The organism is Ilumatobacter coccineus YM16-304, from assembly GCF_000348785.1.
GTDB classification, from domain to species: Bacteria; Actinomycetota; Acidimicrobiia; order Acidimicrobiales; family Ilumatobacteraceae; genus Ilumatobacter_A; species Ilumatobacter_A coccineus.
On sequence record NC_020520.1, the window covers coordinates 4,123,424 to 4,148,703 of the forward strand.

Below are 25,280 nucleotides of genomic sequence, written 5' to 3' on the forward strand. Positions count from 1 at the left end.
CGAAACTACAACCCGCGGCGCGCTCTCCGTAAGCCGCGCCAACCGACGGCGCCGGCACCGATGAGCGGGCCCGAGTCGGCGAGCCGCGACGGCGTGATGCGTGCACCGCGGCTGTAGGTGAGTTTGCAGTGCTCGTCGAGCGACACCTGCGCAGCGTGGAAGAAGGTGGCGGCGAAGCCGAGCGCAACCGAACCGCCGACCACGACGAGCGACAGGTCGAGCGAGTTGCAGACCGATGCGGCGGCGCGACCGACGAGCGTGCCAGTGCGTTGCATGATCTCGTAGGTCGGTTCGGTCGGAGGACGACCGGTGATCGCTTCGATGGCCAGCCCCGATGCCTCGGCCTCGAGGCAGCCTTGGGCGCCGCATCCGCAACGGCGTCCGTTGGGCTCGACGATGACGTGACCGATGTGTCCGGCGTTGCCCGTCATGCCGTCGAGGAGTTCGCCGTCGAGCACGATGCCGCCGCCGACCCCGGTCGACACGGTCATCGCGCAGAAGTTCGGGTGTCCCTGTGCGGCGCCGAGCCATCCTTCGGCCAGTGCGAGCGCTTTGGCGTCGAGGTCGCCGTACACCGCGTGCCCCGTGAGGTCGTCGAGTCGAGCGCGGAGCGGGAACTCGCGCCACGCCGGGATGTTGACCGGCGACACCGATTCGACGTTGCGTGCGATGGGCCCGGCCGAACCGACCCCGACGGCTCGGATACGTGCGTGATGCTGCTCTCGCGCTCGCGTCATGAGCTGACGGACGATGCCGGTGAGGCTGTCGAAGTGGGCTTCGGGCAGCGCGTTCTTCTCGACCTCGACTCGGGTTCGGTCGATCAACTCGCCGCGGGCGGTCACCAGTCCTGCGGCGAACTTGGTGCCACCGATGTCGATCGCGAGGACCACATCGGTCCGGGGCTTCTGCGGCCCGCTGTCGCTCACCGGGTGTTCGGCAGCCCCCGCTGCGGTGGAGGCGTCGGGACGATTCGGGTCGATGCCACCAGCGTCGACGTCGCCATGATCGGTCATCGACACGACGGTAGCGCTGGATGTACGGCTCACCAGCGGATGAGCGCTCGGTTCGAACCGCACCGCTGGTCTACGCTGTGACGAGGGATGGGATGAATTTGGGCTCTACTTCGGGGCCGAACGCGCCGATACCCCTGTGATTCACCATGTCGACCCGCCACGACGCTCCGACCCTCGCAGGTTCCCGTGCACCGTCTGCTTGGCGCGTCTGGACGGTGGCCGCCGCCACCGTGATCTCGTCGATCATCGCCATTCCGCTCGTCGCGGCCGCTGACGACGGCGCCGACGGCGTCGACGACGCGGCCCCCGAGACCACCACGACGACGGTGCCGAAACCCGCGACCACCACCACGACCGTGCCGTCGACCACGACCACCACGACGACCAGCACCACCACGACCACCAGCACCACCACGACGACCACGGCGCCGGCCACCACCGAGCCGCCGGTCGTCGACCCCAAGGTCACGACCACGACCACCACGACGACCGAGCCGCCGGTGGCCACCACCAGCACCACGACCACCACGACGGTCCCACCGGTCGCCACGACCGTGCCGCCCACCGCTCGCGGTGTCACGGTCTACCCCGAGCAGATCCAGCACATCCTGGCCACGATCCGCTACCTCGAATCTCGTGGCATCTACACGCTGCCTCCGAACAAGGGCAACGCGTCCGGTGCGTATCAGTTCATCGGCTCGACGTGGAACAACTACGCGGGGTACGCCCACGCCTACCTCGCGCCGCCCGAGATCCAAGACGAGCGGGCCGCGCTCGACGTCAACAAGTTCCTCGAGCAGTGGAACAACGACGTCTCGATGATTCCCGTCATGTGGTACCTGCCCGCCGCCGCGTACGAGCCGTGGCGCATGGACGTGGTGCCGCTGCCCTCGGCGGGCAACGTCCTCACCATCCGCGAGTACCAGACCCGCTGGCTCGGTGTCTTCGCGTTCATCTCGGGCCAGCCCGTCGAACCGCTCCTCACCGGTCAGCAAGCCCAGAGCCAGGCCGGCATGGCACCGCTCGTTCCCGAACCGACCGGCGACATCCCGGCCATCGCGTACCCGGTGCTCGGTCCGTCACGTGCCGCCGTCCCCGAGTGCGACGATGCCGAGCAGATCGAAGTCGCCGACGTCGAAGGCCGAGACGGTCAAGAACTCGCCGGACCGAGCCGAGCCGACATCGAAGCGGCTGGACTCTGCACCGAGCAGGCGCCCGGCATCGTGTTCGGCGTCAAGCTCCAACCGGTCATGGCCGTCGCCGACGGCATCGTCACCAGCGTGGTCGACGAGCCGGGCACCGACACTCCGATCTCGGTCACGATCACCGACGTCGACGGCATCAGCTACGTCTACGCCGGCTTCAACGACGACAACCCCGGCACCGACGACGACAACGCCCCCGATCATCTCCGGCTCACGGCGCTGGCCGAGGTCGGCAAGCAGGTCCGGGCCGGCCAGATCATCGGGTTCATGGGCGACACCGACCCGCTTCCGGTCGGCGTGCGCGCCGATGTGCCCACCGACTCGACCGTCGTCATCGACCCCGACGCGGTCGCACCGCACATCCGCCTCACGATGATCGACCTCGCCGGCAACCCCATCGATGCGTTCGGCCCGATGATCGACGCGCTGTTCCGTCAGAGCTGCGCGGTCACCATCGGCCAGTGGTCGGTGCCGCCGAACGGCAGCGGCCACGAGCCGGTCACGATCGAGACGACCGACGACGACGACGAGATCGACTCCGAGTGGATCATCACCTCGACCGGTCAGGTCACCGCCAGCGGCTGGGCCGCGATGGTCAACCCGAACGAGGGTTGCGGTTTCACTCCGGCGTCAGCGCACGGCCCCGGTGCCGACGGCACCGATGTGGGTCACGCTCACTGGTTCACGCCGGTCGAGTTGCCGACCGAGGTGTGGGTGCAACTCGCGCTGCAGGACGACCTCACTGCACCCGGCGGGCTGCTTCGACAAGGTTGATCTCGTAGAGCACCTCGTCGAGCGCATCGGCGGCGGTGATCGCCGAGTAGCGCTGCGGCGACTCGGGCGTGCAGCACGTCGGAACCGGGGCGAGCACCGTCCACGGACGCGGGTGGCAGAACTGCACCACGCTGTAGCGCTCACCTTCGTAGCCCGGAGCGGCCACCACACGGTGCCACCCGCTCGGGATCGTGCCGTTGGTGAGACGTTCGAGCATGAGCCCGGTGTTGATGATGACGCCGTCGTCGGGCGGGATCGCGTCGACCCATTCGTCGTTGACCTGCACCTGCAAGCCGGGAGCCGTCGAGCGGGGGAGGGCGGTAATGAGGTTGATGTCGGCGTGCGCGGCCGCCCACACATGGCCCGGCTCGCCGTCGGCGCCGAGCGCCACGTCGAGCTCGCTCATCGCCGGGTAGCGGATGGCCCGCGTGAGGGTCGGTCCGTCTTTGACCATGTCGTCGAAGAACGTCTCGTGGCATCCGATGCCCTCGGCGATGACCCGCAGGAACCGCCGCTGGAGATCGGCGATGGTGTCGTGGAAGCGGTAGAGGACCTCGGTGATGCCGGGGACGACGGCTTCGGGAACGACCTGGTCGGGGTACGAGCCCGGATAGTTCCGCTTGAGGGGATGACCGGAGGCGATCGGTGTCGCCCAGTTGAGCATCTCCTTCCAGTCGGGCTTGTCGCTCGACGCCGCCGTCTCGACGAGGAGACCGGTGTACCCGGTCTGCCCGTTCGAACCGGGAGCTGCGGCGATCTGCTTCTCGTCGGGTGTCTTCTCGAAGAACTCCCTCAACAGGCCGTAGGCCGTGTCGAGCAGGTCGTCGGGGACGTCGTGGCTCGTGTAGACGAAGCCGGTTGCCAGGCTGCGGGTGACACCGTCGACCACGGCTCGGCGCTGTGCACCGCTCCCCTGCTCGAAGGCCAACAGGTCAACGTCGAGAATCTCGTCGCTCATGGCACCACGCTATTCGTTTCGTCGAGCCGCCGCACCCGGCCGGGCTCGCGGCTCAGGCGAACAGTGCCGGCCAACCACCGGTGTGGATGAACACGACGTCGTCGTCGGCGCTCCAGCGTCCCTCGGCTGCGAGTCCGAGCAGCCCCGACAGGCCCTTGCCGGAGTAGGTGCGGTCGACGAGGAGCCCGTTGGCCATTGCCGCCCACTCGACCGCGGCGTCGCCGGCGGCGGTCGGCACGGCATAGTCGTCGCCGATCCAGCGGCCGTCGACCTCGATGTCGTTCGGATCGACCCGTGCGGCCACGCCCATCAGATCGAGCACGCCGTCGGCGAGTTCGGCGATGTCGGGAAGCCCCATCACGACGCCCTTGGCGACACCGATCGCCACGACGTCGGGAGCGGTGTCGGCCGTGAGGCGACCCGAGGCGATGAGTGCGGCACGCCCGGCGAGGAGCCCGGCGTGCGTGCCACCGCTCGACGACGTGAACACGATCGCCGACGGCATCCGGTCTGCTGCTTCACACTGGTCGATCAGTTCGACGAACGCGGCCGCGTAGCCGAGGCCACCGACGGCGGTGCTCCCACCGATGGGGATCGAGTACGGCGCGAGTCCTTCCCCGGCGAGTTGATCGGTCAGCGCTTCGCGAGCGATCTCGAGTTGGCCCCAGTGACTCTCGGCCGCGCCCGTGTAGTGCATCTGGGCGCCGAACATCTTCGACAGCAGTTGATTGCCCGTCTCGGTACCCGGCGGTTCGGGTGCATCACCCGACAGGATCAGGTGCACCTCGAGTCCGAGACGCGCACCGGCCGCTGCGGTCATGCGACAGTGATTCGACTGTGCTGCGCCGACCGTGATGAGCGACCGCGCACCGGCTTCCAGCGCGTCGCCGCACAGGAATTCGAGTTTGCGGGCCTTGTTGCCACCGCCTCCGAGTCCGGTCAGATCGTCGCGTTTCACCCAGAGACGCGCCGCCGAATTCGGCATCGGTGCAGCGGTTTCGAGAGGCGTCGGCAGCGTGGCCAGCGGAGCGCGGGGCAGGTCGTCGAACACACTTCCACCCTAGGGCGATGACCCACCCGGCACCGCGCGGACAGGCGACAAGCGCGATGCCACCGTCATGCGATCGTGGTTCAATGGCCTCGTCATGACGACGACCGACTGGAACCCTCTGCTCCGCAGCGAGTTCGACAAGCCGTACTGGGCCGAACTCCAGGCGTTCGTCGCGACCGAGCGGCGTGAACACACCGTGTATCCGCCACACGACGACGTGTTCACCGCGCTGCGTCTCACGCCGCACGCCGAGACGAAGGTCGTCATCATCGGTCAAGACCCGTACCACGGCCCACAGCAGGCCCACGGGCTCGCGTTCTCGGTGCGTCACGGCGTCCGGATCCCCCCGTCGCTGCGCAACATCCACAAAGAACTGCACGCCGACCTCGGACTGCCCGTCCCCGCGCACGGCAACCTCGAGCGATGGGCCCGGCAAGGCGTGCTGTTGTTGAACACGTCGTTGACCGTTCGTGCGGGGCAGGCGGGCTCGCACTCGGGCAAGGGGTGGGAGACCTTCACCGACCAGGTCATCGACGTCGTCAACGACACCGCCGACCCGGTGGTCTTCGTGCTGTGGGGCAACCACGCTCGGCGCAAAGCTGCGCGGATCGACACGCGCCGACATCGCATCATCGAGTCGGCTCACCCGTCACCGCTGTCCGCGCGCAACGGGTTCTTCGAGAGCCGCCCGTTCAGTCGAGCCAACGCACTCCTCGCCGAACTCGGACGCGATCCGGTCGACTGGAATCTGGTCGACGAACCCGGCACCGACCTCGCCGGCGACCACACCGGCGTGCAGACAGATGGCACGTCGGTTGGCACGAGTGGCCTCGGATCGGGTACGAACTGATCATGGCGTGGACCACGAGCGATCGAGTGATGGCCCTTCGTGAACGTTGGCGGCCCTTCGACGTCTTCGCCGAGATGATGGACGGTTGGCGGCGACACCTCTCGGGGCGCAACGCCTCGCTGCTCGCGTTCTTCGCGTTCCTGTCGATCTTCCCGCTGCTCCTCGCCGTGACGACGATCCTCGGCTTCGTCCTCGAAGACAACGACGAACTGCGTGAGCGCCTCGTCAACGGCGCACTCAAAGACATCCCGGGCCTCGGCGCCGACCTGGCCGAAGGCACCATCAGCGGCAACGTCTGGGCGCTCGTCATCGGGCTGTTGAGCGCGCTGTGGTCATCGACCAAGGCGTTCGTCGGCCTCCAGGGAGCGCTCGACGACACGTGGGAGGTCGACGTCGACGACCGCGCCGGCCTGCCGGTGCTGCGCGGGCGGGCGCTGCTCGGCATCCTCTTCCTCGGCGGAGCGCAGATCGGCTCGATCGTGGTCGCCACGATCGTCAACGCGGCGGGTCTTCCCATCATCGGCAACGTCGCACTGATCGCCGGCACCGTGGTCATCAACATCGTCGTCATCGGGGCGATGTACCGGTTCCTCACCTCGGCGTCGCCGACGTGGCGCGACGTGTGGCCTGGTGCCCTCATCGCCGGCACAGTCTTCACGCTGCTCCAACACTTCGGCACCACCATCGTGAAGAACATCACCGAGAACGCCGGCGACACCTACGGGCAGTTCGCCCTCGTGCTCGGCATCGTCACGTGGCTCAGCCTCGTCGCCATCACCACGCTGATGTGCGCCGAACTCAACGCGGCGCGCGTGCGCCTCGCTCGCGGAACGCTCGACGACCTCGGCCCCGAGTTCGACCTGCCGATCCGCGCCTGACCGCACCGACCGGCTCCGGCCATCGCGTCGACCATCTTCCGCTGTTTCCGGACGCCTCCGCCCCGGCGAGCGAACCGACGACGCCGCGTCAGGTGGCGAGGTGGGTCGCGATAACGCTGCTGGCTTCGAGGGTGCGATGCACCGGACACTTGTCGGCGATGAGCAGCAGTCGCTTGCGGTCGTCGTCGCTCAGATCGGCGCCCTCCAGCACGATCGCTCGTTCGAACCGGTCGATCATGCCGGTGCGCCCGACGAGGTGTTCGTTCTCGGCACATTCGACACAGTCGTCGGCGTGCACCTTGTCGTGGCTCACCTCCACCGACACGCGATCGAGCGGCAGCTTCTTGCGGTCGGCGTACATGCGCAGCGTCATCGACGTGCAAGCCCCCAGTGCCGCTCCGAGGAAGTCGTACGGTGCCGGGCCGGCGTCGAACCCGCCGATCGACGTGGGCTCGTCGGCGAGCAGGCGGTGGCGACCGACGACGACATGGTTGAGGAACGGGCCCTGCGAGGTCTCGGCCACCACCACCGCGTTGGTCGCCGCCGGAGCGTCGAGGGCACCGCTCTGATCCTCGACGTAGCGAGTCGCGAACGCGGCGATCGACGCTGCCGCGAACTCGGCGTCGAGCGGGTCGGACAGCAGGTGGTCGGCGCCGTCGAGCGACACGAAGCTCTTCGGGTGCCGGGCGGCCTGGAAGATCTCGGCAGCGTTCTCGACGCCGACGACGTTGTCGATCGGTGAATGCAGGACGAGGAGGGGCTTGCGCATCGCCCCCACCTTCTGCGAGATGTCGTGCCTGGTGAGATCGTCGAGGAACTGCTGTCGGACGGTGAACTTTCGTCCCGCCACGTCGACCTCTGCTTCGCCTCGCTCCGCCAGGTCGTCCAACGACCCGTCGAGTAGACCGACGAGGTGTTCGGTGTCGGCCGGAGCGCCGATCGTGACCACGGCGCGCACCTCGTCGACCTCGCCGGCGACGTGCAGCACCGCCGCACCGCCGAGCGAGTGCCCGACGAGGACCTGGGGCGCTCGGTGGTGCTCGCGCAGCCAGCCGACCGCGGCGAGGAGATCATCGGTGTTCGACTTGAAGTTCGTGTTCGCGAACTCGCCGTCGCTGCTCCCCAGCCCGGTGAAGTCGAAGCGCAGCACACCGAAACCGGCATCGGTGAGCGCCACCGCGAGGCGCCCGACCGAGCGGAGGTCCTTTCCGCAGGTGAAACAGTGGGCGAACAACGCGAACGCCTTGGGCGGCCCCGCCGGGAGATCGAGGCGAGCGGCCAACTGGTCGCCCTGGCTGCCCGTGAAGGTGACGCGATCGATGCGTGAGCTCATGGGCCAGACCCTACGAAGTGCGAATGAACGATCTCGGAACGCCCCGACCTGTGAACTTTCGGCGGGAGACTGACACGCCACGCGACACCTACGCCAGCAAGGCTGTAAAGTCCTCCCGAATGGCGGAGGTACTCGTATGAATCCCCTGTCGCTCATCGCCGCTGGCGAGTCAGCCGTCGGCCCGACGCTCGCTGTCATCGTCGGAGCGGGCATGTTCGCTCAGTGGCTCGCTTGGCGCACGCAGTTGCCGTCGATCATCGCGCTGCTCATCGCCGGACTCGTGCTCGGCCCGGTCACCGGGGTGCTCGACCCCGACGACCTGCTCGGCGACACGCTGTTCCCGATCGTGTCGCTCGCCGTTGCCCTGATCCTCTTCGAAGGCGGTCTCGACCTCCCGCCGCGCGAGCTCCGCAACACGGGCACCGCGGTGCGGCGGCTCATCACGATCGGCGCGGTCATCACCTTCGTCGTCGGGTGGTACAGCGCCCGGACGATCTTCGAGATCTCCAACGAGGCGGCGATCGTGCTCGGTGCGGTGCTCGTGGTGACCGGCCCCACCGTCGTCGGGCCGCTTCTCCGCTTCGTCAGACCCGCCGGCACCACCGGTCCGATCCTGCGCGCCGAAGGCGTGCTCATCGACCCGATCGGCGCCACCGGCGCACTGGTGGCGTTCGAACTGGTGCTCGCCGACGAGGCCGGCGAGGCCGTCCTCAGCCTGCTCGGCACGGTCGGACTCACACTGCTCGCCGGCATCGGCTTCGGTCTCGCTGCCGCCTTCGTCCTCGACCAGGCGTTGCAGCGGTTCTTGATCCCCGACCAGTTGGCCGTGCCGGTCACGTTCGCGTTCGTGGTCGCCAGCTTCGTCGCCGCCAACGAGATCCAGGAAGAGTCCGGGCTGCTCGCCGTCACCGTGCTCGGCATCTACCTCGCCCGCCGAGACAGTTCGACGATCCGACAGGTCCTCGAGTTCAACGAGAGCCTCCGCACGCTGCTCATCTCGGCGTTGTTCATCCTGCTCGCCGCTCGCATCGAAGCCGACGCGCTGCGCGACGTGCTCGTTCCGTCGCTGCTGTTCCTCGCGGTGCTCGTGTTGATCGCCCGGCCGCTCACCGTGCTCGTGTCGACCGTTCGCACATCGCTCACGTGGCGAGAACGAGCCTTCCTCACGACCATGGCCCCTCGCGGCATCGTCGCCGCCGCCGTGTCGGCGATCTTCGCGCTCCGACTCGAGGAAGAGGGGGTCGCCGACTCCGAGAAGATCGTGCCGATCGTCTTCCTCGTCATCATCGGCACGATCGTGGTCTACGGCTTCCTGGCAGGTCCGGCTGCTCGCTTGCTCGGTCTCGCCGAGGCGCAGGCCGACGGCGTGCTGATCGCCGGCTCGCACTCGATCGGCCGTGGGCTCGCACTCGAACTCAAGGAGCGTGACGTCAAGACGCTGCTCATCGACACCGACCCGTACAACGTCACCCGCGCCATCGCCGGTGGCCTGACCGCGCGACGTATGAGTGTGCTCGCCGAGGAAGCCACGCACGATCTCGACCTGCGCGGCATCGGCCGAATGCTCGCGCTCACCTCCAACGACGAGGTCAACGCGCTCGCCACCGGTCGGTTCGCTCGGGCGTTCGGCCGACGTGAGGTGTTCCAGTTGGCGCCCGGCAAGCGGCGCAGCGGCCAGTCGGCCGTGCCCGACGAGTACCTCGGGCGGATCATCGGCATCGACGGACTCACCTACGCCACGCTCGACGAGCGGTCGCGGCAGGGCTGGAAGGTCGTCGGTGCTCCCGCCGGGCCGACCATGAACACCGCGCTCGACGAACAGCTCTTCATCCCCCTCGCCCGCGTGACCGAAGGTCGCATGGCCTTCATCTGCCGCAACGACCCGTTGCCGACAGAGGGTGATGTCATCGGGCTCGCCGCACCGTCACTGCAACGTCAGATCGCCGCCGACAAGACGGCTGACGAACCCGCCGACGCGGAGTAGCCGCCGGTGACGTCGATCCGACACGAGCAGGTCGAACCGTCCATGTCAGGCGAGGTCATCACCCGCCTGTTCGTGTACGGCACACTGCAGCCTGGCGACGTGAGGTGGCATCACCTCGAACCGTTCGTCGTCGACGACGGTGTCGCCGACACGGTGACCGGGCGAGTGTTCGACACCGGCCTCGACTACCCGGCCGCGATCTTCGGTGACCACGCCGCACCCGGCGGCACCATCGTCGGCCGCACGTACACCCTCGACGAGGCGTCGCTCGCCGATGCGCTCGCCCATCTCGACGAGGTCGAGGACACGGTGGGTGGCCGCTACCACCGGGTGTCGGTCATCACCGGCACCGGCACGACAGCCTGGGCGTACGAGTACGGCGGGGGCCTCGACCTCGTCGAGATCGTGTCGGGCAACTGGTTCGATCGCTGAGCGACCGACGGAAGCCGATCCGCGACTTCTCGGAGGTCGGCACGGGGCCGAGCGCCGAGCTGGTCTACGTTCACTTCCCATGAGCGTTCGCGACGACCTGACCACCACCGGACTCTGGTACTTCACCGACGGCATGGCAGCCGGCGAAGCCGCCGAGTTCGCCGGACGAGTCGAGTCCCTCGGCTACTCGACCCTCTGGCTTCCCGACACGGTCGGCCGCGACCCGTTCGCCCACATCGCGTGGCTCGGATCGCAGACCACGACGCTCAACTTCGCCACCGGCATCGCCAACATCTTCCACCGGCACCCCGGCCCGATGAAGCAGGTCGCGAACACGCTCGGCGAGCAGACCGGTGGCCGCTTCATGCTCGGCCTCGGCGTCAGCCACGGTCCGATGGTGGCGGGGCTCCGCGGGCTCGACTACTCGAAGCCGCTCACGAAGATGCGCGAGTACCTCGCCGCCATGGACGCGCAACCCTTCGCCGGCCAGGCACCGAGCGACCCGGTACCGGTCGTGCTCGCCGCGCTCGGTCCGAAGATGATCGAGCTCTCCGAGAGCGCCGCCGACGGGGCACACCCGTACTGGAGCACACCCGAGCACACCGCGATGGCCCGTGAGCTCCTCGGGCCCGATGCCCTGTTGTGCGTCGAGCAGAAGGTGTGTCTCACGACCGACGCCGGTCTCGCTCGAGAAGCGGCACTCGCACAGCTGTCGATCTACGCCAACCTGCCGAACTATCGCAACAACTGGAAGCGACTCGGCTTCACCGAAGACGAGATCGAACACCGCGACCAGCGCTTCATCGACGCCGTGTTCGTGTGGGGCGACGACGAACGCGTGAAGGCGGGGGTGCAGGCCCACTACGACGCCGGCGCCACGCACGTGTGCGTGCAACCGGTCGCTCCCGGCGGCGAACGCGTGCTCGACGATCGCGTGCTTGAGCTGCTCGCACCGAACAACAACTGACCGACTCGATGCGACCGAGCCGCCTCCGACTCGCCGACACCGACGACCAGTCGTCGATCGCATCGATCGAGGTGCCGATCGACGGCGAGCACGTGACCGTCGCGCTCACCGAGTTGCGGCCGCTCCGGCGTGCAGAGGTGAGCGACGCGGTCCTCGCCGGGCTCGAACCCCATCTCCAGGCCAGCGCCGACCACGACGCCGACGACGCCGCCGGTCTTCGCAGCAGTGCCGGGCTGCCCGTGTCGACCGGTGACGCGACCACCTCGACCGGACCGGTGCGCGTCGCCCTCGTGGCCGGCGAGCTGCAGCCCGGCCGGTTCGTCGTCGACCTGCTCGGCCACGTTCGCCTCGGCGACGAGGAGCGGTGGCACGGCGCCGGCTACGTGCTCGTCCGCCCGAGCTCCGATCCTGCGGTCACCGGGGCGCATCCACAGCTGCACGGCTTTCACGACCCGCCCCAGAAGTCGATCTACAGCGACCGTGGCTACGCCCGACGCTGGCGGGAGCCCCTCCCCGACTCGCTCCGGCTCGACCTGTTCGCGCTCGACGACGCTGCCGAGCCGACCGACGTGCTGTCAGCCGGCTACCTCCAGGCGAACGGGATCTTCGTCTCGACGGCCCTCGCCGACGACCTTCGCGGTTTCACGATCTCGAACGGTCACTGGTTCGACGCGGTCGCCACGCGACGAGGCGAGCAACACCGCCTGCAGTTCCTGCAACTGCTGCCGTCGGGTGCCATCGACTTCGAACGGTCGACGTTCCGGATCGACGGCGGCATCCACCACAGCATCCGCGAGGTCGTCCAGCTCGACGATCTCGACGCCGTCGAGGCGTTGCGAGCAGAGCTCGTCAGGTCGCAGCATCGTCCAGCGCTCGTCCCCGATTCGATCGTCATGGCCAGTCACCCCGACCTGTTCAGCGTGCCGGCCAGTACCGACATCGCCATGTCGATCGGGCTGCTCACCGGGTTGAACGAACGAGGCCGGACCGGCATCGACGTCGTCGTTCCCGACTACCCGCTCGGCTGACGAGACATCGACCGGTCCCCGCCGCGGCTGAGGGAGCAGTCGGCAGCGTCATGCGACCCGTCCTCGACGATTCCGCGACCGGAATGAAGCGCGGAGCGTCCTGGTTGTACTTATGTCACGCTGTGTTGCGTGCGGAAGGACTCCCCCATGACCGACGCCAACCGACACCAGAACACCACACCGAACATCACCACGCGAGCCAGCACCATCCGGCTTCGAGTCGGACTCGCCCTCGTCGCTGCGGTCGGTCTGACCAGCGCAGCGGTCGTCGGCTCCCAGCTCGGTGATGCCGCAGCGCTCGACGGCTCGCTCGACGCCATCCCGTACACCCGGGCGCAGGCGCTGGACGAGGCGGCGTCCAACCGGTCGTCGGGCGAGGTCATCCAACTCACCTCCAACGCCTCGGCCCTCGACGCCACCGAACAGCGAGATGACGGCGAGGGCATCATCCCGTCGAGCGATGAGGTCGCCGACACCGTCGGCGAGATCGCGTCGACGGTCGGCGACAGCCTCGCCGACGTCGGCCGGTGCATCCTCGAACTGCTTCCCGACGTGTTCTCCGGATCCAGCGACACCACATCCGACGTCGTCGACGACGCCACCTCTGCGTGCGCCGACCTCCTCCCGAGCGCCGACGACTTCGGTGCCATCGACCTCGGCGCGTTCGATCTCTCCGACATCGACTTCGGTGCCATCGACATGGGCGGCGTCGACCCCACCGACGTCGGCTTGCCAGGTGGCTTCGATGTCACCGACATCGATCTGAGCGAGCTCGCCGACGTCGAACTGCCCGACCTCGGCGAACTCGACACGCAGTTCGACGACCTGGACATCGGCAGCGAGGTGCTCGACGTGGTCGCCGATGTGGCCGACGAGGTCGTCGACTTCTTCAAGGAACTCCCGGGCAACGTCCGCGATCGCTTCGACGGACTCTTCGGAAGCGACTAGTGCCGTGTCCAGGAACGTTCGCCCCGCTGTGGGGTGCTGACGAACCGGCGTTAGGTGACAACTGCCTACGGGGCCGGAGTCGTCGTCGGGCGCAAGTGCTCAAGCATCGGATCGACGATCACCATGATTCGATCTTGTTCCTGTTTGACGATCCAGAGAAACGCCGCGGTCGCGGCAGGCGGGCACAGCAGTCCGATCAACAGGAGCACCCTGGCGGCCCATCGGCGCGTGACATGGACGACTCGAAGCGACTTCGACTCGAAGTCCGCAAGCTGGTACAGAAGCCACGCGGCACCCAGAGCGATCGGGGTCGATGCAGCCAAGATCCACGGTGCGTTCATACCTGGAGATTCTGACGAATGGGTGTCGCAGTGTTCCGGCTCCGCGACGACGGCGAAATCGCCCTGAGAGTCCTCCACGGCAACGACCAGCCGGCCCCAACAGTCGGAGGTCTGTCCGTGCGATTTAGCTTGTAACGACCGGGAAGAGATACCCGAGAGCGAACGGACGATCTATAGTTCAGGAATGATCGAACACAGTCTCCCTAACCGTAGGGAAGACATCAGCCATACGGTCGCCAACACCGATTGGCACTTCCAGCCTCAAGAACGACTGCCGGGTCCAGGCGGTGCCTTCAACGGGTACGTCGCAGCTCTTGACCACGTCGACGGTCGCGTGATCCTCGACAATCCGGACAACCCGTGCGACATCGAGTCAGCGCTTGGTCTTGTTGGTCCAACTGAGCGACGCGGTCTCATCCGTCAGTTCGGTTAACAAAGAGCGCAGAACGTGCTCGGCTATACCATCCGCGCCTACGCGCTCACCGAGGCTCGCGCCGAACCGGCGCTCCGGGACACTCTGCAATACTGCGGCACGGCGTAGTCTCGACTCACATGGATGACCGCTCAACCGTCGCAGCACACGAGCTTCGGGAAGCGCTCGACCTCATCACCCATCTCGGAGCACTCAACTCAGACGCTGCCATGCTGGCTGCGGTCGACAAGGCTCTCGCTGAGGGCCTCTCGGCCGAGCGGCTGATCCTCGCTATGGGCCTCGTCGGCGGCGCCTTCATGGTCAATCTGAGCGGCCAGCACATGCGCCGAATTGGCATTGACCCCCACGCCGCGGACCCCGTGCAAAAAGTCGGAGCCCTGCACGTGATCAAGATCTGGATGCGCGACTACATCACCCGATACGAAGAGCAACGAGTTGTCGGTGACTTCATCGGTGACGTCTCGTGGCCGTCTGATTCGGCCTGATCGCTTCAATTGCACCGTGACAGATTCAGCTGAGATCGACCTGTTCCTGGAGGTGCTCCGCGAAATAGAGGGCACGCGTCTCGTGAAGAGTGGTGCTCTCAGCGATGCGTTCTACGCCGCAGCAACGACCGGCATGCATGGAATCTTCTCGGTTTCCGTTCCGGACGACGACGATTTCCGCTCGTTCTTACTGGCTCTCCGCAAACTCCTTCTCCAGGGTGACCTAACAAACATCGACCGGGCTGCCAACGTCGTGCGGAAAAGACTGGGCCCCGGGGAGTTGTACGAATTCTTGAACACCGAGCGGAGAATCTGGCGAGATCTTGCCGAAGGATCGGGACCCATGAAACTGATCATCGACGGCACCGAGTACAAGCCGAGCGATGCCTTCGATTTGTTGATCTACAGCGGGCCCTTCCACCACGATCCGGAAAAGAGACGCAAACTCGAGAGCCTCGGACCCCACGGTGCGCAACTTATCCGGCAACAGGTCAACTTCTATGTAGTCGCGCTGGTCAACTACGCCCGCGCCCTACGCCACACCATCGTCGAAGGCCGCCGCCAGGGTCTCCTGCCAACCTGAGGCGGAAGCCCGGACCCGACGCTGGAAGGTCAACTCCGGGCTCTGCCCAAGAGACGAGCGGTCGACCGATCTCTTCCCTAGCCCGGCAGAAGCGAGCCGTAGGCACCAACTGCCTCGGTGGCGCTGGCATCGAATTCGTCGACCTGCTCTGAGCGGTTGGGATCAATGCAGCGTTGGCCCGACGCAGATTCCCTCATCCGCTCGATCGAACCATCGCATCGACACAGTCTCGCTTCAACGTCCAGGCGTTCTGGGACACCGGGCTCTTTGGTGCCGCGCGAGGCTGACGAAGCCCGTGTCCGAACTGGGGGTTCAAGGTCATGACAATGCGGGCTTCCAAACCAGCAGGACATCCTCGCCGTCCTGGTACGCACTACAATTGTCATCATGCTGCGAAGTGAGTTGATGCGAACGCTCCCCGCCGGAGCCCAAGAGGTCATCACTCGCATACTTCGCGACAAGGGCGTGAACGATGATTGGTCGGCAATCGGGTTCAAACGCGACGATCACGAGGTGGTCGTGTCGGTTGGCACTTCGCCAACGGAGCAATTTTTTACTTTCTCCGTGCCCGTCGACCAGTGGCCACAAGTCGAACCCTGGTGGACCCAAGGCAGCGTTTTTCCGACTGAAGAACGCGCGATGATGCCCTGCCCGGAATGCAAGGGAACAGGTGCTCGGACGCCAGGGCCAACCGGAGGGTGCATGACGTGCCTGGGGCACGGTGAAGTTCCGGAACCCCTCGAGTCTGGCTCCTGAACCTGCGAGCGCTCGCGGGTTTCGGAGCGACCGTTCGGCTTAGGCCTGCCAGGACAACCTGGCCCTCGACTCTGGGCCGTCGGACCATGGCCTGGTGCGTCCCGAAGTGCCGATCAGGGACACCGCGAACCTGGCCTGACACGGCAGGGCTCAGCCGCGGCGGGCGAGCACCAGCGCGAAGTCGTCGTTGTCGTCGCTGAACACGTGCGACTCGGCTCCGAAGCCGGCCTGAGCCAACTCGACTACCAGGTCGGCGGGCCGGAACTTCGACGAGATCTCGACGCGGATCTCCTCGCCCGGAGCGAGTTCGAGGTCGAGGTCGAGACCATCGATGCGAGCGCTCATCGGCTCGTCGGCTCGCAACCGCATGTCGATACGTCGCTGGCGGCCGTCCCAGAAGGGGACGTAGCCGAAGTTGCCGACGTCCAGGTTGCCGTCGTAGGTGGCGTTGATGTTGGTGAGCGCGTTGCGGATGAACGCTTCGGTGACGCCCTGTGAATCGTCGTAGGCGTCGATCAGCCGATCGATCGGCTTGACCTGATCGATGCCGAGCAGCACCCAGTCGCCGGGTTGCAACACGTCGGACAATGCTCCGAGGAAGGCGCGCCGTTCTTCGACGTAGAAGTTGCCGATCGTGCCACCGAGGAAGGCGACCAGCCGCGGTCCGTCGGCGCCGACCTGGCCGAGGCGGCTCAGGTGCCTGGTGAAGTCGCCGACCACCGGCTCGACCTCGATCTCGGGGTGCCGCTCGGCGAGCATGTCGGCCGCGTCGAGCAGCGTCTGTTCGCTCACGTCGAGCGGCACGAACCGCTCGATCAGGCCGTGTGCGGCGAACGCGTCGAGCATGTTGCGCGTCTTGTCGCTCGTCCCCGATCCGAGCTCGACGACGGTCGTCGCCTCGGTGATCTCGGCGATCGCCGTGGAGTTGGCCTCGAGGATCGACCGCTCGGCTTCGGTCTGGTAGTACTCGGGCAGCCGCGTGATCTCGGAGAACAACTCGCTGCCGCGATCGTCGTAGAGCCAGCGCGGTGGAATGGTCCGCGGGAGCCGCGTCAGCGCCTGACGGAGTTCGAGAGCGATGGGGTCGAGGTCGTTCACGTTCGGCGAGCCCGTCGATGTCGTCGCCGACGCGGTCGTCGACGTGGCGGATGAAGTGGGGGACGTGGATGAGAAGTCAGAGGTCATGATGCGTCCTTTGCGAGTCGGAGCCCGCCGAGATGCCAGCGGGTGTGCGGATGGAAGAAGTTGCGGTAGGTCACCCGGGTGTGGCCGGGCGGAGTGAGCGCTCCCCCGCCGCGCAGCACCTGTTGGCCCGACATGAACTTGCCGTTGTATTCACCGATCGCGCCGACCGCCGGAGCGAACCCCGGGTACGGCTCGTAGGCCGACGACGTCCATTCCCAGCAGTCACCGAACAGCTGACGCAGCCGGCCGTTGCGTGGCCCAGCGGCACGGGGGTGGAACGTCGAGTCGGCGCTCGTGTCGAGGCAACCGCGTTCGACGGCCGACGGGTCGAGTTCGAGTTGTCGGGCGGCGGCGACCTCCCACTCGAACTCGGTCGGCAGGCGGGCACCCGCCCATGAGGCGAACGCGTCGGCCTCGTAGTGCGACACGTGACAGACGGGTTCGTGCGGGTCGACGTCGCGCAGACCGGTGAGCGTGTGGATCCACCAGGCATCAGGATCGTCGGGGTCGGGTCGCCAGTAGAGCGGTGCGTTCCACCCGTCGCTCTGCGCTCGGGCCCACCCGTCGGACTTCCAGAACTCGGGGCGTTCGTAGCCACCGTCGGCGATGAACTCGAGCCACTCCCCCGCCGTGACCAGCCGGTCGGCCAGTCGGAAGTCGTAGACGCGCACTTCATGACGTGGGCCTTCGCTGTCGAACATGAAGCCGTCGGCGAGGCGGCCGACATCACCGAACGAGCGGCCGACTTCGGCGATGCCACCCGAGAACTCGACGAAGTCGGCAGCGCCCGGATCGTCGGCGGGCGGGACGACCACGTCGGAGTAGGCGGGGCCGACCGCCGGGTTCATCGAGAGGACGTGCTTGATGTCGACGAGGAGGAGCTCCTGGTGCTGTTCTTCGTGGTGCGTGCCGAGCACCATCGTGTCGAGCAGTTGCGGCGAGACGTCGCCCGTGCTCAACAGCTCGGCCATCTCCTTGTCGACGCTGGCGCGGTACTCGGCGACCGCAGCCGACGACGGCCGCGTGACGAGCCCGCGGTTCGGACGCGGATGCCGCGCACCGACCGCTTCGTAGTAGCTGTTGTACAGAAATCGGTACTCGGGGAGATCCCAGTGGCGTCCCGAGGTGCCGTCGGCCCCCAGCACGAACTCGGCGAAGAACCAGGTGGTGTGCGCCCGGTGCCACTTGGTCGGGCTCACGTCGGGCATCGACTGCACCATCTGGTCCTCGGCCGACAGCGGCGCAGCCAGGCGCTCGGTGCGTTCGCGCACGGTCGCATAGCGCTGCGCGAAGGCCGCGAGGTCGGCGTCGGGGTCAGAACTGGAGCGTTCCATGTGGATATCCAACACCAGAACTGTCGTCGATGTTCCGCGATCCGGCCAACTGTCGGTGAACACGAGCAGACCATCTGTTGCGCCGCCCGTCCAACACACCGCAGCGTCGCCCGCCCGCCCCGGCGTCGTTCTGTACTCTCAAACGAGATCCACCACGTGGACCTCCCCCCATCGACCGTGCCGCTCTCGTCGACGCCGGCGCGCAAAGGAGCACCATGAGCTTTCCGTCCGATCTCGACATCGCCGGTCGAGCGATGCTGCAACCGCTCACCGAGATCGCGGAAGGTGCCGGAATCCCCTTGCAACATCTGGAGCCGTACGGCTCGGGTGCCGCCAAGGTCCGACTCGAGGCCATCGACGAGATGGGTGACCGCCCACCGGCGAAGTACGTGGTGGTGTCGGCGATCACGCCGACACCGCTCGGGGAGGGCAAGACCACGACAGCCGTCGGACTCGGGATGGGCTTCAGCCACATCGGCAAGCGCGGCGTCATCGCCATCCGCCAACCGTCGATGGGCCCGACGTTCGGCATCAAGGGCGGCGCTGCCGGCGGCGGCTACAGCCAGGTCGTGCCCATGGAACTCCTCAACCTGCACCTCACGGGCGACATGCACGCCGTGACCGCCGCACACAACATGTGCTCGGCCGCACTCGACGCGCATCTGTATCACGGCAACGAGTCGGGCCTCGACCTCCACCGCATCACGTGGCGGCGGGTCCTCGACGTCAACGATCGCTCGCTGCGCAACGCCGTGATCGGCCTCGGCGGCCGGCTCGACGGCGTGCCCCGCGAAAGCGGTTTCGACATCACCGCCGCATCCGAAGTCATGGCGACCCTCGCGCTCTGCACCTCGCTCCAGGATCTGCGTGAACGGCTCGGCCGCATCGTCGTCGGCTACACCACGGCCGGCACGCCGGTCACCGCCGAAGAGTTGAAGGTCGCGGGCGCGATGGCGGTCATCCTGCGCGAGGCCATCAAACCCAACCTCATGCAGACCCTCGAGAACACACCGGCGCTCGTCCACACCGGCCCGTTCGGCAACATCGCCACCGGCAACAGCTCGATCGTCGCCGACCGTCTGGGCATCCGCATGGGCGACTACCTCATCACCGAAGCCGGTTTCGGTGCCGACATGGGAGCCGAACGGTTCTTCAACATCAAGTGTCGGGCCTCCGGACTCGCCCCCGATGCCGCGGTGCTGGTGGCGACCGTTCGCGGCCTCAAGGCACACTCCGGCAACCACCGGATCATCGCCGGCCGTCCGCTCCCCGACGCGATCTTGGACGAGAACCCCGACGAGGTCCACCAGGGCGGCGACAACCTCCGCAAGCAGCTGGAGAACATGCGCATCCACGGGTGCACGCCGGTCGTGGCGATCAACGCGTTCCCCGGCGACCACGACCGCGACATCGCCGCCATCAGAGAGATCGCCGAGGAGTACGACGCTCGATCAGCCGTGTCGACCCACTTCACCGACGGCGGCGCCGGTGCCACCGAGTTGGCGCATGCCGTTGCCGAAGCCAGCGAAGAGGAGAGCCGGTTCGAGGTGCTCTACCCCGACGACATGAGCTTGCGCGACAAGATCACGACCGTCGCGCAGAAGGTGTACGGCGCCGACGGTGCCGAGTTCTCCCCGGCCGCCGCGAAGCAACTCGACAGCTACGAGGCGAACGGCTTCGGCAACCTGCCGGTGTGCATCGCCAAGACACACCTGTCGCTCAGCCACGACGCGTCGCTCAAGGGAGCACCGACCGGGTGGACGCTCCCGGTCCGAGAAGTTCGAGCATCGGTCGGCGCCGGGTTCGTCTACCCGATCTGTGGCGACATGCGCACGATGCCCGGCCTCGGCAAGTCACCGGCACTCCAACACATCGACATCGATGCCGACGGCGAGATCGTCGGCCTCAGCTGACCGTCGACCGCGTCGGCTTCCCGACCGCACGTCTGGATTGCAGTCGCGACTCCTCGGCGGTCGGCGTGGCCTCCCCCGCCACGGCGACCATCACGGACCCGTGATCGGCGACTCGGGCGGCATGTCGTGCGGGTCGGCGTCGTTCGCCGAGTCGATGACCGCTCGGGTGAACGCCGTCGGGTGCCGCTCGTGGTCGACGCCGTCGAGGTGTGGGTGGCGACGCGACGTGACGTGACGGCCCGCAGCGAGCTTGGTCACCTGTCGCATCGGTGCCGTGATCAGGCCGAACGCCAACGCACCCGCGCGTGACGGGAACGGCACGAACGCTCCCTGTCGTTCCATCGGCAACGCCGACTTTGCGAGGAGGCGCCAGGCCAGGTACACGACCAGCACCATGAACACCGATCCCAGCGACCAGAAGAACCACTGCGGCCCGAACGCCGACATGAGCGACGCGCCGACCAGCGGGCCGATCAGCGCTCCGGTGCCGTTGATGCGTACGAGCGTCGCCGACGCCCCCATGGTCTTCGCCTCGGGTGTCCAGTCGAGGGTGTACGAGATGACCAGCGAGTAGAGCGGAAACATCGTGCCGCCGAGCGCGATCATCAACATCGGCACCAAGATGCTCTGCTCGGCCACGACGAGCAGCGCTCCGCACACGCCCGAGGCCACGAGCGCCACGCCGAAGATGACCGAGCGACGCGACACGAGGTCGGACAGGCGTCCGATCGGCCACTGAAAGATGATCGCACCGATCGTGGGCGCGACGAGGAAGAAGCCGGTGCGTTCGAGGCTCAAGCCGATCGCCGTCGCGTACACGGCTCCGAGTCCGAACACCATGCCCGCAGCGGCTCCCGACATCAGTGACCCGAGCACGCCGGTGGGCACGGTGCGGATCAGTTCGCGTACCGACACCCCTTCGGGCAGCAACACCTGCGGAGCTCGTGTGGTGGCGGCGAGGGTGATCGGAACGAGCGACATCGAGACCAGCACCGACGCGACCACGAAGAGCCGGAACCCGCTCGGGTCGGCGAGCGCCACGAGGTACTGGCCGGCGCCGAGGCCGCCCATCGACACGATCATGTAGATGGCGAGCGTGCGTCCCCGGTTCGACGCGTCGGACATCGCACCGAGCCACGACTCGATCACGATGTACAGGCCGGCCATGCAGAAGCCGAAGATGAAGCGCATGATCGCCCAACTGAGGGGCAACACCGACACGGCGTGCATGAGCACGGCGCTCGACGCCGTCGACGCGAGCCCGGCGAAAACTCTGATGTGCCCGACCGACGGGATGAGTTTGACGACGATGCTCGGCGCCAGCAGGAACCCGGCGAAGTAGGCCGCCATGACCACACCCGTCACGACCACGCTGAAGCCTTCGGTTCCCGACCTGATGCCGATGACCGCACCGTTGAGACCGTTGCCGACCATCATCAAGCCGAGACCGGCGAAGAGCGCCCACATCCCGCCGAACGACGGGCGCGGCGGTGCGGTGGCGAAATCGCTCGCGGTCGCCGCGGTGTGTGCAGTTCGGTGGACGTCTGAGGCAGGCAGAAGGCGAAATACTATCTCTGCGCTGCGGCGCGGTGGAGGTGGTGACGGTGCCAGGACGTCGGAAACGGCAGCTTCGCGTCCTTGATGATTTCGTGAGATCTTGACGAGTTCTTGACTCCGCGTCCGGACCTGTCTCGCCGATACGCGAGGGTGACCCTTGTCGAAGCTGCTCCGGCCGTGTTGACCCGGCCCGACGCCGTGCGGTTCCTGCAGCGCGCCACGTTCGGTGGCACGCCCGCCGAGGTCGATCACCTCCTGTCGGTCGGGATCGATGCGTGGCTCGACGACCAGTTCTCGCGCACCCCCGCCCAGACACACCACGCTCGACGCGTCGCCGGCGTGCGGTTCCACTCGTCGATCTGGCAGAGCTACCTCTCGGATGCGGATCAACTCCGCAAGCGGGTCGCCTACGCCCTCTCGCAGATCCTCGTGGCCTCCGACGCCGAACTCAACGACCGCGAGGTCGCTGTCTACGCCGACATCCTCGAACAGCACTGCTTCGGCACGTATCGGGAGCTTCTCGAGGCGGTGACCCGATCGTCGGCGATGGGCAACTACCTCACCTACAACCGCAATCGCCGCGCCGACGAGCGACGCGGGACGGTGCCCGACGAGAACTACGCCCGCGAAGTGATGCAGTTGTTCTCGATCGGTCTGTGGGAACTGCACCAAGACGGCACGCGCAAGACCGACGGGGCCGGCCAGCCGATCCCGACCTACGACACCGACGACATCCTCGGACTTGCTCGCGTCTTCACCGGCTTCGTCGCCGTGCAGATCGACGACGACATGAATCGATTCGCACTGCCGATGCTGTCGACCGGCGAGTACGCCGAGCGCTATCACGAGACCGGTGCCAAGCGGTTTCTCGGTACGACCATTCCGGCCAGCGAGACGCGAACCCTCGACGAGAGCCTTGCGATCGCGCTCGACACGCTCGCCGACCACCCCAACGTCGGGCCGTTCATCTGCCACCAACTGATCCAGCGTCTCGTCACGTCGAACCCTTCGCCCGCCTACATCGGCCGGTGCGCCGCGGTGTTCGCCGACAACGGATCGGGCCAACGCGGTGATCTCGCCGCCGTCGTGCGCGCGATCCTGACCGACGACGACGCCTGGCCGGCCACCCCTGACCCGTCGTTCGGCAAGCTCCGCGAACCCACGCTGCGCTTCACCGTGCTCGCCCGAGCGCTCGGTGTCGAGTCGACACATCTTCCGTGGATCCTCGACAACCTCGGCGACCAGTCGACCGAACTCTCGCAGCAGCCGTTCGACGCACCGTCGGTGTTCAACTTCTACCGACCCGGCTACGTGCCGCCGCAGTCGGCGATCGGCGACGCCGGACTCGCGTCACCCGAGATGCAGTTGGCGAACGAGACGACCGCCATCGGCTGGGTCAACTTCCTCGCTCGCTTCCTGCGCCGCCCGCCCGGACGCACCTACAACCGAGACAGCCCCGAGGAATACCGAGTCCAGATCTTCTTCGACGTCGACGACCTGCTCGCCATGGTCGACTCCAAGTCGGTGACCCAGAGTGAGGCGGGCGAGTTGGTCGACGAGCTCGCGGCCCGGCTGTGCCCCGCCGGCCTGTCGACAGCCGTGCGCGACATCGTGGTCCGCCGAGTGATCGAGATCTACGACGAGAACTACGACGCCGACCGCACGGAGGACTACCACGTCCGCCGTCGCTCCGACGTCCACCTCGACCGCGTGATGGGCGCCGCCATGATGATCGCCGCCTCCACCGACTTCCTGTGGGAGCGCTGAGATGAACGGATCGCACACTCGCCGAGAGTTCCTGCGACGCGGCGCCGCTGTCGCCGGCGCCGGTTTCGCCGCTCCCTGGGCGCTCGATCTCGCCGGTCTCGCGTCGGCTGCGCCCGGTGCGACCGACGACTATCGAGCACTCGTCTGCCTGTTCATGTACGGGGGCAACGACCACTACGACACGTTCGTCCCCAACGACCCGACGAGCCATGCGGCCTACACCGCCGCTCGATCCGGCATCGCGCGACCACAGTCCGACATCCTCCCGATCAGCCCCGCCGGAGGGTTCGACGGCGCCGGCACCTTCGGGTTCGCGTCCGAACTCGCCGACCTCCACGACATCTTCAACGACGGTGCGTTGGCCGTGCTGCCCAACATCGGCACGCTCGTGCGACCGCTCGACAAAGCGGGCTACCAGATTCACTCGAACCGTCCGCCGCAGCTGTTCTCCCACAACGACCAGCAGTCGTACTGGCAGTCGTCGTCACCCGAGGGAGCCACCACCGGGTGGGGTGGCCGCATCGCCGACCTCGTCCTCGACGGCAACGCCTCATCGTCCACGTTCACCTGCGTGTCGGTCGCCGGCAACGCGGTGATGATGACCGGGCGCGAGGCGCTGCAGTATCAGGTGTCGAGCCGCGGTGTCACCCAACTCCGCACCGACACGTTCCGATACGACCCCGCCGACGCCGGCATTCGCGAGATCATGGAACTCCAACAGCCCGGCATGTTCCCGTCGTCGTACTCGACGATCTCGAAGCGGGCACTCGACGCCGCAGACGAGCTCGCCGCGGCGGTCGCCACCGCCGAAGCCCGCTACGACTTCGACGCTCGATTCGATCTCGAATCCGACAACAACGATCTCGTCCGTGCGTCGAGCCAACTCAAGATGGTCGCCAAGCTCATCGCCGCAGGCCGAGACACGCTGGGTCTGAAGCGGCAGGTGTTCTTCGTGGCGATGGGTGGCTTCGACAACCACAGCGGTCTCGCCGCCCGGCATCCGTCGTTGCTCGCCGGCCTCAACGGGTCGCTCTCGGAGTTCTACCGGATGACGCAGGACATGGGCGCCGCCGAGAACGTCACGTCGTTCACCGCCTCCGACTTCGGGCGAACGCTCACCAGCAACGGCGACGGCAGCGACCACGGATGGGGTGGCCACCACCTCGTCATGGGCGGGTCGGTCCGCGGCAAGCGCGTGTTCGGCGAAGTCCCGGTCATCGCCGACGACGGACCCGACGACGTCGGCCGAGGACGCCTGCTGCCATCCACGTCGGTCGACCAGTACGCCGCGACCTTCGCGTCGTGGATGGGCGCCGGAAGCAGCGAACTCGAGGCGATCGTCCCCAACCTCGGCAACTACGACGTGGCCGATCTCGGATTCCTCCGCACGCCGGGAGCACGCCTCGACGATGGCATCGACGGTCTCGTCGACCGTGGCCTGCGCCGAGCGACACGCCTCGGCACCACCTGAGCCTGTGACGTAGCCGTTCACCGGCTCAGCCGGA

21 protein-coding genes are annotated in these 25,280 nt (G+C 67.1%); 13 read left to right on the forward strand and 8 right to left on the reverse strand.

Annotation, left to right across the window (positions count from 1 at the left end):
- Positions 1–5: 5 nt before the first annotated feature.
- Entirely contained in the window at positions 6–1,013 is a 1,008-nt protein-coding gene (locus YM304_RS23085; RefSeq protein ID WP_154723540.1) for an ROK family protein, read from the reverse strand.
- A 215-nt stretch (positions 1,014–1,228) separates the two neighbouring features.
- On the opposite strand from YM304_RS23085, the gene YM304_RS18270 reads away from it, so the two are divergent.
- Entirely contained in the window at positions 1,229–2,992 is a 1,764-nt protein-coding gene (locus YM304_RS18270; RefSeq protein WP_015443205.1) for a M23 family metallopeptidase, read from the forward strand.
- Here the strand turns inward: YM304_RS18270 and YM304_RS18275 are convergent.
- Together YM304_RS18275 and YM304_RS18280 are read right to left on the reverse strand one after the other, a co-directional pair.
- A complete protein-coding gene (locus YM304_RS18275; protein ID WP_015443206.1) occupies positions 2,958–3,950 on the reverse strand; it encodes an isopenicillin N synthase family dioxygenase in 993 nt (330 codons plus the stop codon). The genes YM304_RS18270 and YM304_RS18275 overlap by 35 nt on opposite strands.
- A gap of 52 nt (positions 3,951–4,002) precedes the next feature.
- Positions 4,003–5,001 (reverse strand): 1-aminocyclopropane-1-carboxylate deaminase/D-cysteine desulfhydrase, encoded by a 999-nt coding sequence (locus tag YM304_RS18280; RefSeq protein WP_015443207.1) that lies wholly within the window; start codon positions 4,999–5,001, stop codon positions 4,003–4,005.
- 67 nt (positions 5,002–5,068) lie between these two features.
- Between YM304_RS18280 and ung the strand changes: the two genes are divergently transcribed.
- Both ung and YM304_RS18290 read left to right on the forward strand, forming a co-directional pair.
- On the forward strand, positions 5,069–5,851 hold the full coding sequence (gene ung, locus YM304_RS18285) for a uracil-DNA glycosylase (RefSeq protein ID WP_015443208.1): 783 nt from the start codon (positions 5,069–5,071) through the stop codon (positions 5,849–5,851).
- Positions 5,852–5,853: 2 nt separating this feature from the next.
- Positions 5,854–6,729, forward strand: coding sequence for a YihY/virulence factor BrkB family protein (locus YM304_RS18290; RefSeq protein ID WP_015443209.1), 876 nt, complete (start codon positions 5,854–5,856; stop codon positions 6,727–6,729).
- A gap of 88 nt (positions 6,730–6,817) precedes the next feature.
- Here YM304_RS18290 and YM304_RS18295 read toward each other — a convergent pair whose 3' ends face one another.
- The gene (locus YM304_RS18295; protein WP_015443210.1) at positions 6,818–8,062 is read right to left on the reverse strand and encodes a bifunctional alpha/beta hydrolase/OsmC family protein; all 1,245 of its coding nucleotides are present in this window, start codon (positions 8,060–8,062) and stop codon (positions 6,818–6,820) included.
- Between the two features lie 136 nt (positions 8,063–8,198).
- Between YM304_RS18295 and YM304_RS18300 the strand changes: the two genes are divergently transcribed.
- From YM304_RS18300 to YM304_RS18320, 5 genes are all read left to right on the forward strand, one after another.
- The gene (locus YM304_RS18300; RefSeq protein ID WP_015443211.1) at positions 8,199–10,046 is read left to right on the forward strand and encodes a cation:proton antiporter; all 1,848 of its coding nucleotides are present in this window, start codon (positions 8,199–8,201) and stop codon (positions 10,044–10,046) included.
- A 42-nt stretch (positions 10,047–10,088) separates the two neighbouring features.
- Positions 10,089–10,478, forward strand: a complete 390-nt coding sequence (locus YM304_RS18305; RefSeq protein ID WP_154723542.1) for a gamma-glutamylcyclotransferase family protein — start codon at positions 10,089–10,091, stop codon at positions 10,476–10,478.
- 79 nt (positions 10,479–10,557) lie between these two features.
- The gene (locus YM304_RS18310; RefSeq protein ID WP_015443213.1) at positions 10,558–11,445 is read left to right on the forward strand and encodes a TIGR03620 family F420-dependent LLM class oxidoreductase; all 888 of its coding nucleotides are present in this window, start codon (positions 10,558–10,560) and stop codon (positions 11,443–11,445) included.
- Positions 11,446–11,453: 8 nt separating this feature from the next.
- Positions 11,454–12,473: a hypothetical protein gene (locus YM304_RS18315; RefSeq protein WP_015443214.1), complete on the forward strand. Its 1,020-nt coding sequence runs from the start codon at positions 11,454–11,456 to the stop codon at positions 12,471–12,473.
- A 147-nt stretch (positions 12,474–12,620) separates the two neighbouring features.
- Entirely contained in the window at positions 12,621–13,421 is an 801-nt protein-coding gene (locus YM304_RS18320) for a hypothetical protein (RefSeq protein WP_015443215.1), read from the forward strand.
- A gap of 65 nt (positions 13,422–13,486) precedes the next feature.
- Here the strand turns inward: YM304_RS18320 and YM304_RS18325 are convergent, their stop codons facing one another.
- On the reverse strand, positions 13,487–13,762 hold the full coding sequence (locus YM304_RS18325) for a hypothetical protein (RefSeq protein ID WP_041298432.1): 276 nt from the start codon (positions 13,760–13,762) through the stop codon (positions 13,487–13,489).
- A gap of 552 nt (positions 13,763–14,314) precedes the next feature.
- On the opposite strand from YM304_RS18325, the gene YM304_RS18330 reads away from it, so the two are divergent.
- Both YM304_RS18330 and YM304_RS18335 read left to right on the forward strand, forming a co-directional pair.
- On the forward strand, positions 14,315–14,680 hold the full coding sequence (locus YM304_RS18330; protein ID WP_015443218.1) for a hypothetical protein: 366 nt from the start codon (positions 14,315–14,317) through the stop codon (positions 14,678–14,680).
- A 16-nt stretch (positions 14,681–14,696) separates the two neighbouring features.
- Positions 14,697–15,263, forward strand: a complete 567-nt coding sequence (locus YM304_RS18335) for a hypothetical protein (protein ID WP_015443219.1) — start codon at positions 14,697–14,699, stop codon at positions 15,261–15,263.
- A gap of 906 nt (positions 15,264–16,169) precedes the next feature.
- Here the strand turns inward: YM304_RS18335 and egtD are convergent.
- Positions 16,170–17,117: an L-histidine N(alpha)-methyltransferase gene (gene egtD, locus YM304_RS18340; RefSeq protein WP_015443221.1), complete on the reverse strand. Its 948-nt coding sequence runs from the start codon at positions 17,115–17,117 to the stop codon at positions 16,170–16,172.
- An 83-nt stretch (positions 17,118–17,200) separates the two neighbouring features.
- On the reverse strand, positions 17,201–18,538 hold the full coding sequence (gene egtB / locus YM304_RS18345; RefSeq protein ID WP_015443222.1) for an ergothioneine biosynthesis protein EgtB: 1,338 nt from the start codon (positions 18,536–18,538) through the stop codon (positions 17,201–17,203).
- A gap of 215 nt (positions 18,539–18,753) precedes the next feature.
- On the opposite strand from egtB, the gene YM304_RS18350 reads away from it, so the two are divergent.
- Complete coding sequence (locus YM304_RS18350; protein WP_015443223.1) at positions 18,754–20,451, forward strand: formate--tetrahydrofolate ligase; 1,698 nt, start codon at positions 18,754–18,756, stop codon at positions 20,449–20,451.
- 90 nt (positions 20,452–20,541) lie between these two features.
- Here YM304_RS18350 and YM304_RS18355 read toward each other — a convergent pair whose 3' ends face one another.
- Positions 20,542–21,918: an MFS transporter gene (locus YM304_RS18355; RefSeq protein ID WP_015443224.1), complete on the reverse strand. Its 1,377-nt coding sequence runs from the start codon at positions 21,916–21,918 to the stop codon at positions 20,542–20,544.
- 240 nt (positions 21,919–22,158) lie between these two features.
- On the opposite strand from YM304_RS18355, the gene YM304_RS18360 reads away from it, so the two are divergent.
- Positions 22,159–23,775 carry a DUF1800 domain-containing protein gene (locus YM304_RS18360; RefSeq protein ID WP_015443225.1) on the forward strand — a complete coding sequence of 539 codons (1,617 nt, stop codon included), beginning with the start codon at positions 22,159–22,161 and terminating at the stop codon, positions 23,773–23,775.
- A gap of 1 nt (position 23,776) precedes the next feature.
- Positions 23,777–25,246, forward strand: a complete 1,470-nt coding sequence (locus YM304_RS18365) for a DUF1501 domain-containing protein (protein ID WP_015443226.1) — start codon at positions 23,777–23,779, stop codon at positions 25,244–25,246.
- Positions 25,247–25,280: the final 34 nt, after the last annotated feature.

What these genes read in the sequence shown, in the direction of transcription:
- YM304_RS23085 (WP_154723540.1), bottom strand. Translation starts at nt 1,013, where the DNA reads ATGACCGATCATGGCGACGTCGACGCTGGTGGCATCGACCCGAATCGT.
- YM304_RS18275 (WP_015443206.1), bottom strand. Translation starts at nt 3,950, where the DNA reads ATGAGCGACGAGATTCTCGACGTTGACCTGTTGGCCTTCGAGCAGGGG.
- ung (WP_015443208.1), top strand. Translation starts at nt 5,069, where the DNA reads ATGCGATCGTGGTTCAATGGCCTCGTCATGACGACGACCGACTGGAAC.
- YM304_RS18290 (WP_015443209.1), top strand. Translation starts at nt 5,854, where the DNA reads ATGGCGTGGACCACGAGCGATCGAGTGATGGCCCTTCGTGAACGTTGG.
- YM304_RS18295 (WP_015443210.1), bottom strand. Translation starts at nt 8,062, where the DNA reads ATGAGCTCACGCATCGATCGCGTCACCTTCACGGGCAGCCAGGGCGAC.
- YM304_RS18300 (WP_015443211.1), top strand. Translation starts at nt 8,199, where the DNA reads ATGAATCCCCTGTCGCTCATCGCCGCTGGCGAGTCAGCCGTCGGCCCG.
- YM304_RS18305 (WP_154723542.1), top strand. Translation starts at nt 10,089, where the DNA reads ATGTCAGGCGAGGTCATCACCCGCCTGTTCGTGTACGGCACACTGCAG.
- YM304_RS18310 (WP_015443213.1), top strand. Translation starts at nt 10,558, where the DNA reads ATGAGCGTTCGCGACGACCTGACCACCACCGGACTCTGGTACTTCACC.
- YM304_RS18315 (WP_015443214.1), top strand. Translation starts at nt 11,454, where the DNA reads ATGCGACCGAGCCGCCTCCGACTCGCCGACACCGACGACCAGTCGTCG.
- YM304_RS18320 (WP_015443215.1), top strand. Translation starts at nt 12,621, where the DNA reads ATGACCGACGCCAACCGACACCAGAACACCACACCGAACATCACCACG.
- YM304_RS18325 (WP_041298432.1), bottom strand. Translation starts at nt 13,762, where the DNA reads ATGAACGCACCGTGGATCTTGGCTGCATCGACCCCGATCGCTCTGGGT.
- YM304_RS18330 (WP_015443218.1), top strand. Translation starts at nt 14,315, where the DNA reads ATGGATGACCGCTCAACCGTCGCAGCACACGAGCTTCGGGAAGCGCTC.
- egtB (WP_015443222.1), bottom strand. Translation starts at nt 18,538, where the DNA reads ATGGAACGCTCCAGTTCTGACCCCGACGCCGACCTCGCGGCCTTCGCG.
- YM304_RS18350 (WP_015443223.1), top strand. Translation starts at nt 18,754, where the DNA reads ATGAGCTTTCCGTCCGATCTCGACATCGCCGGTCGAGCGATGCTGCAA.
- YM304_RS18355 (WP_015443224.1), bottom strand. Translation starts at nt 21,918, where the DNA reads ATGTGGGCGCTCTTCGCCGGTCTCGGCTTGATGATGGTCGGCAACGGT.
- YM304_RS18365 (WP_015443226.1), top strand. Translation starts at nt 23,777, where the DNA reads ATGAACGGATCGCACACTCGCCGAGAGTTCCTGCGACGCGGCGCCGCT.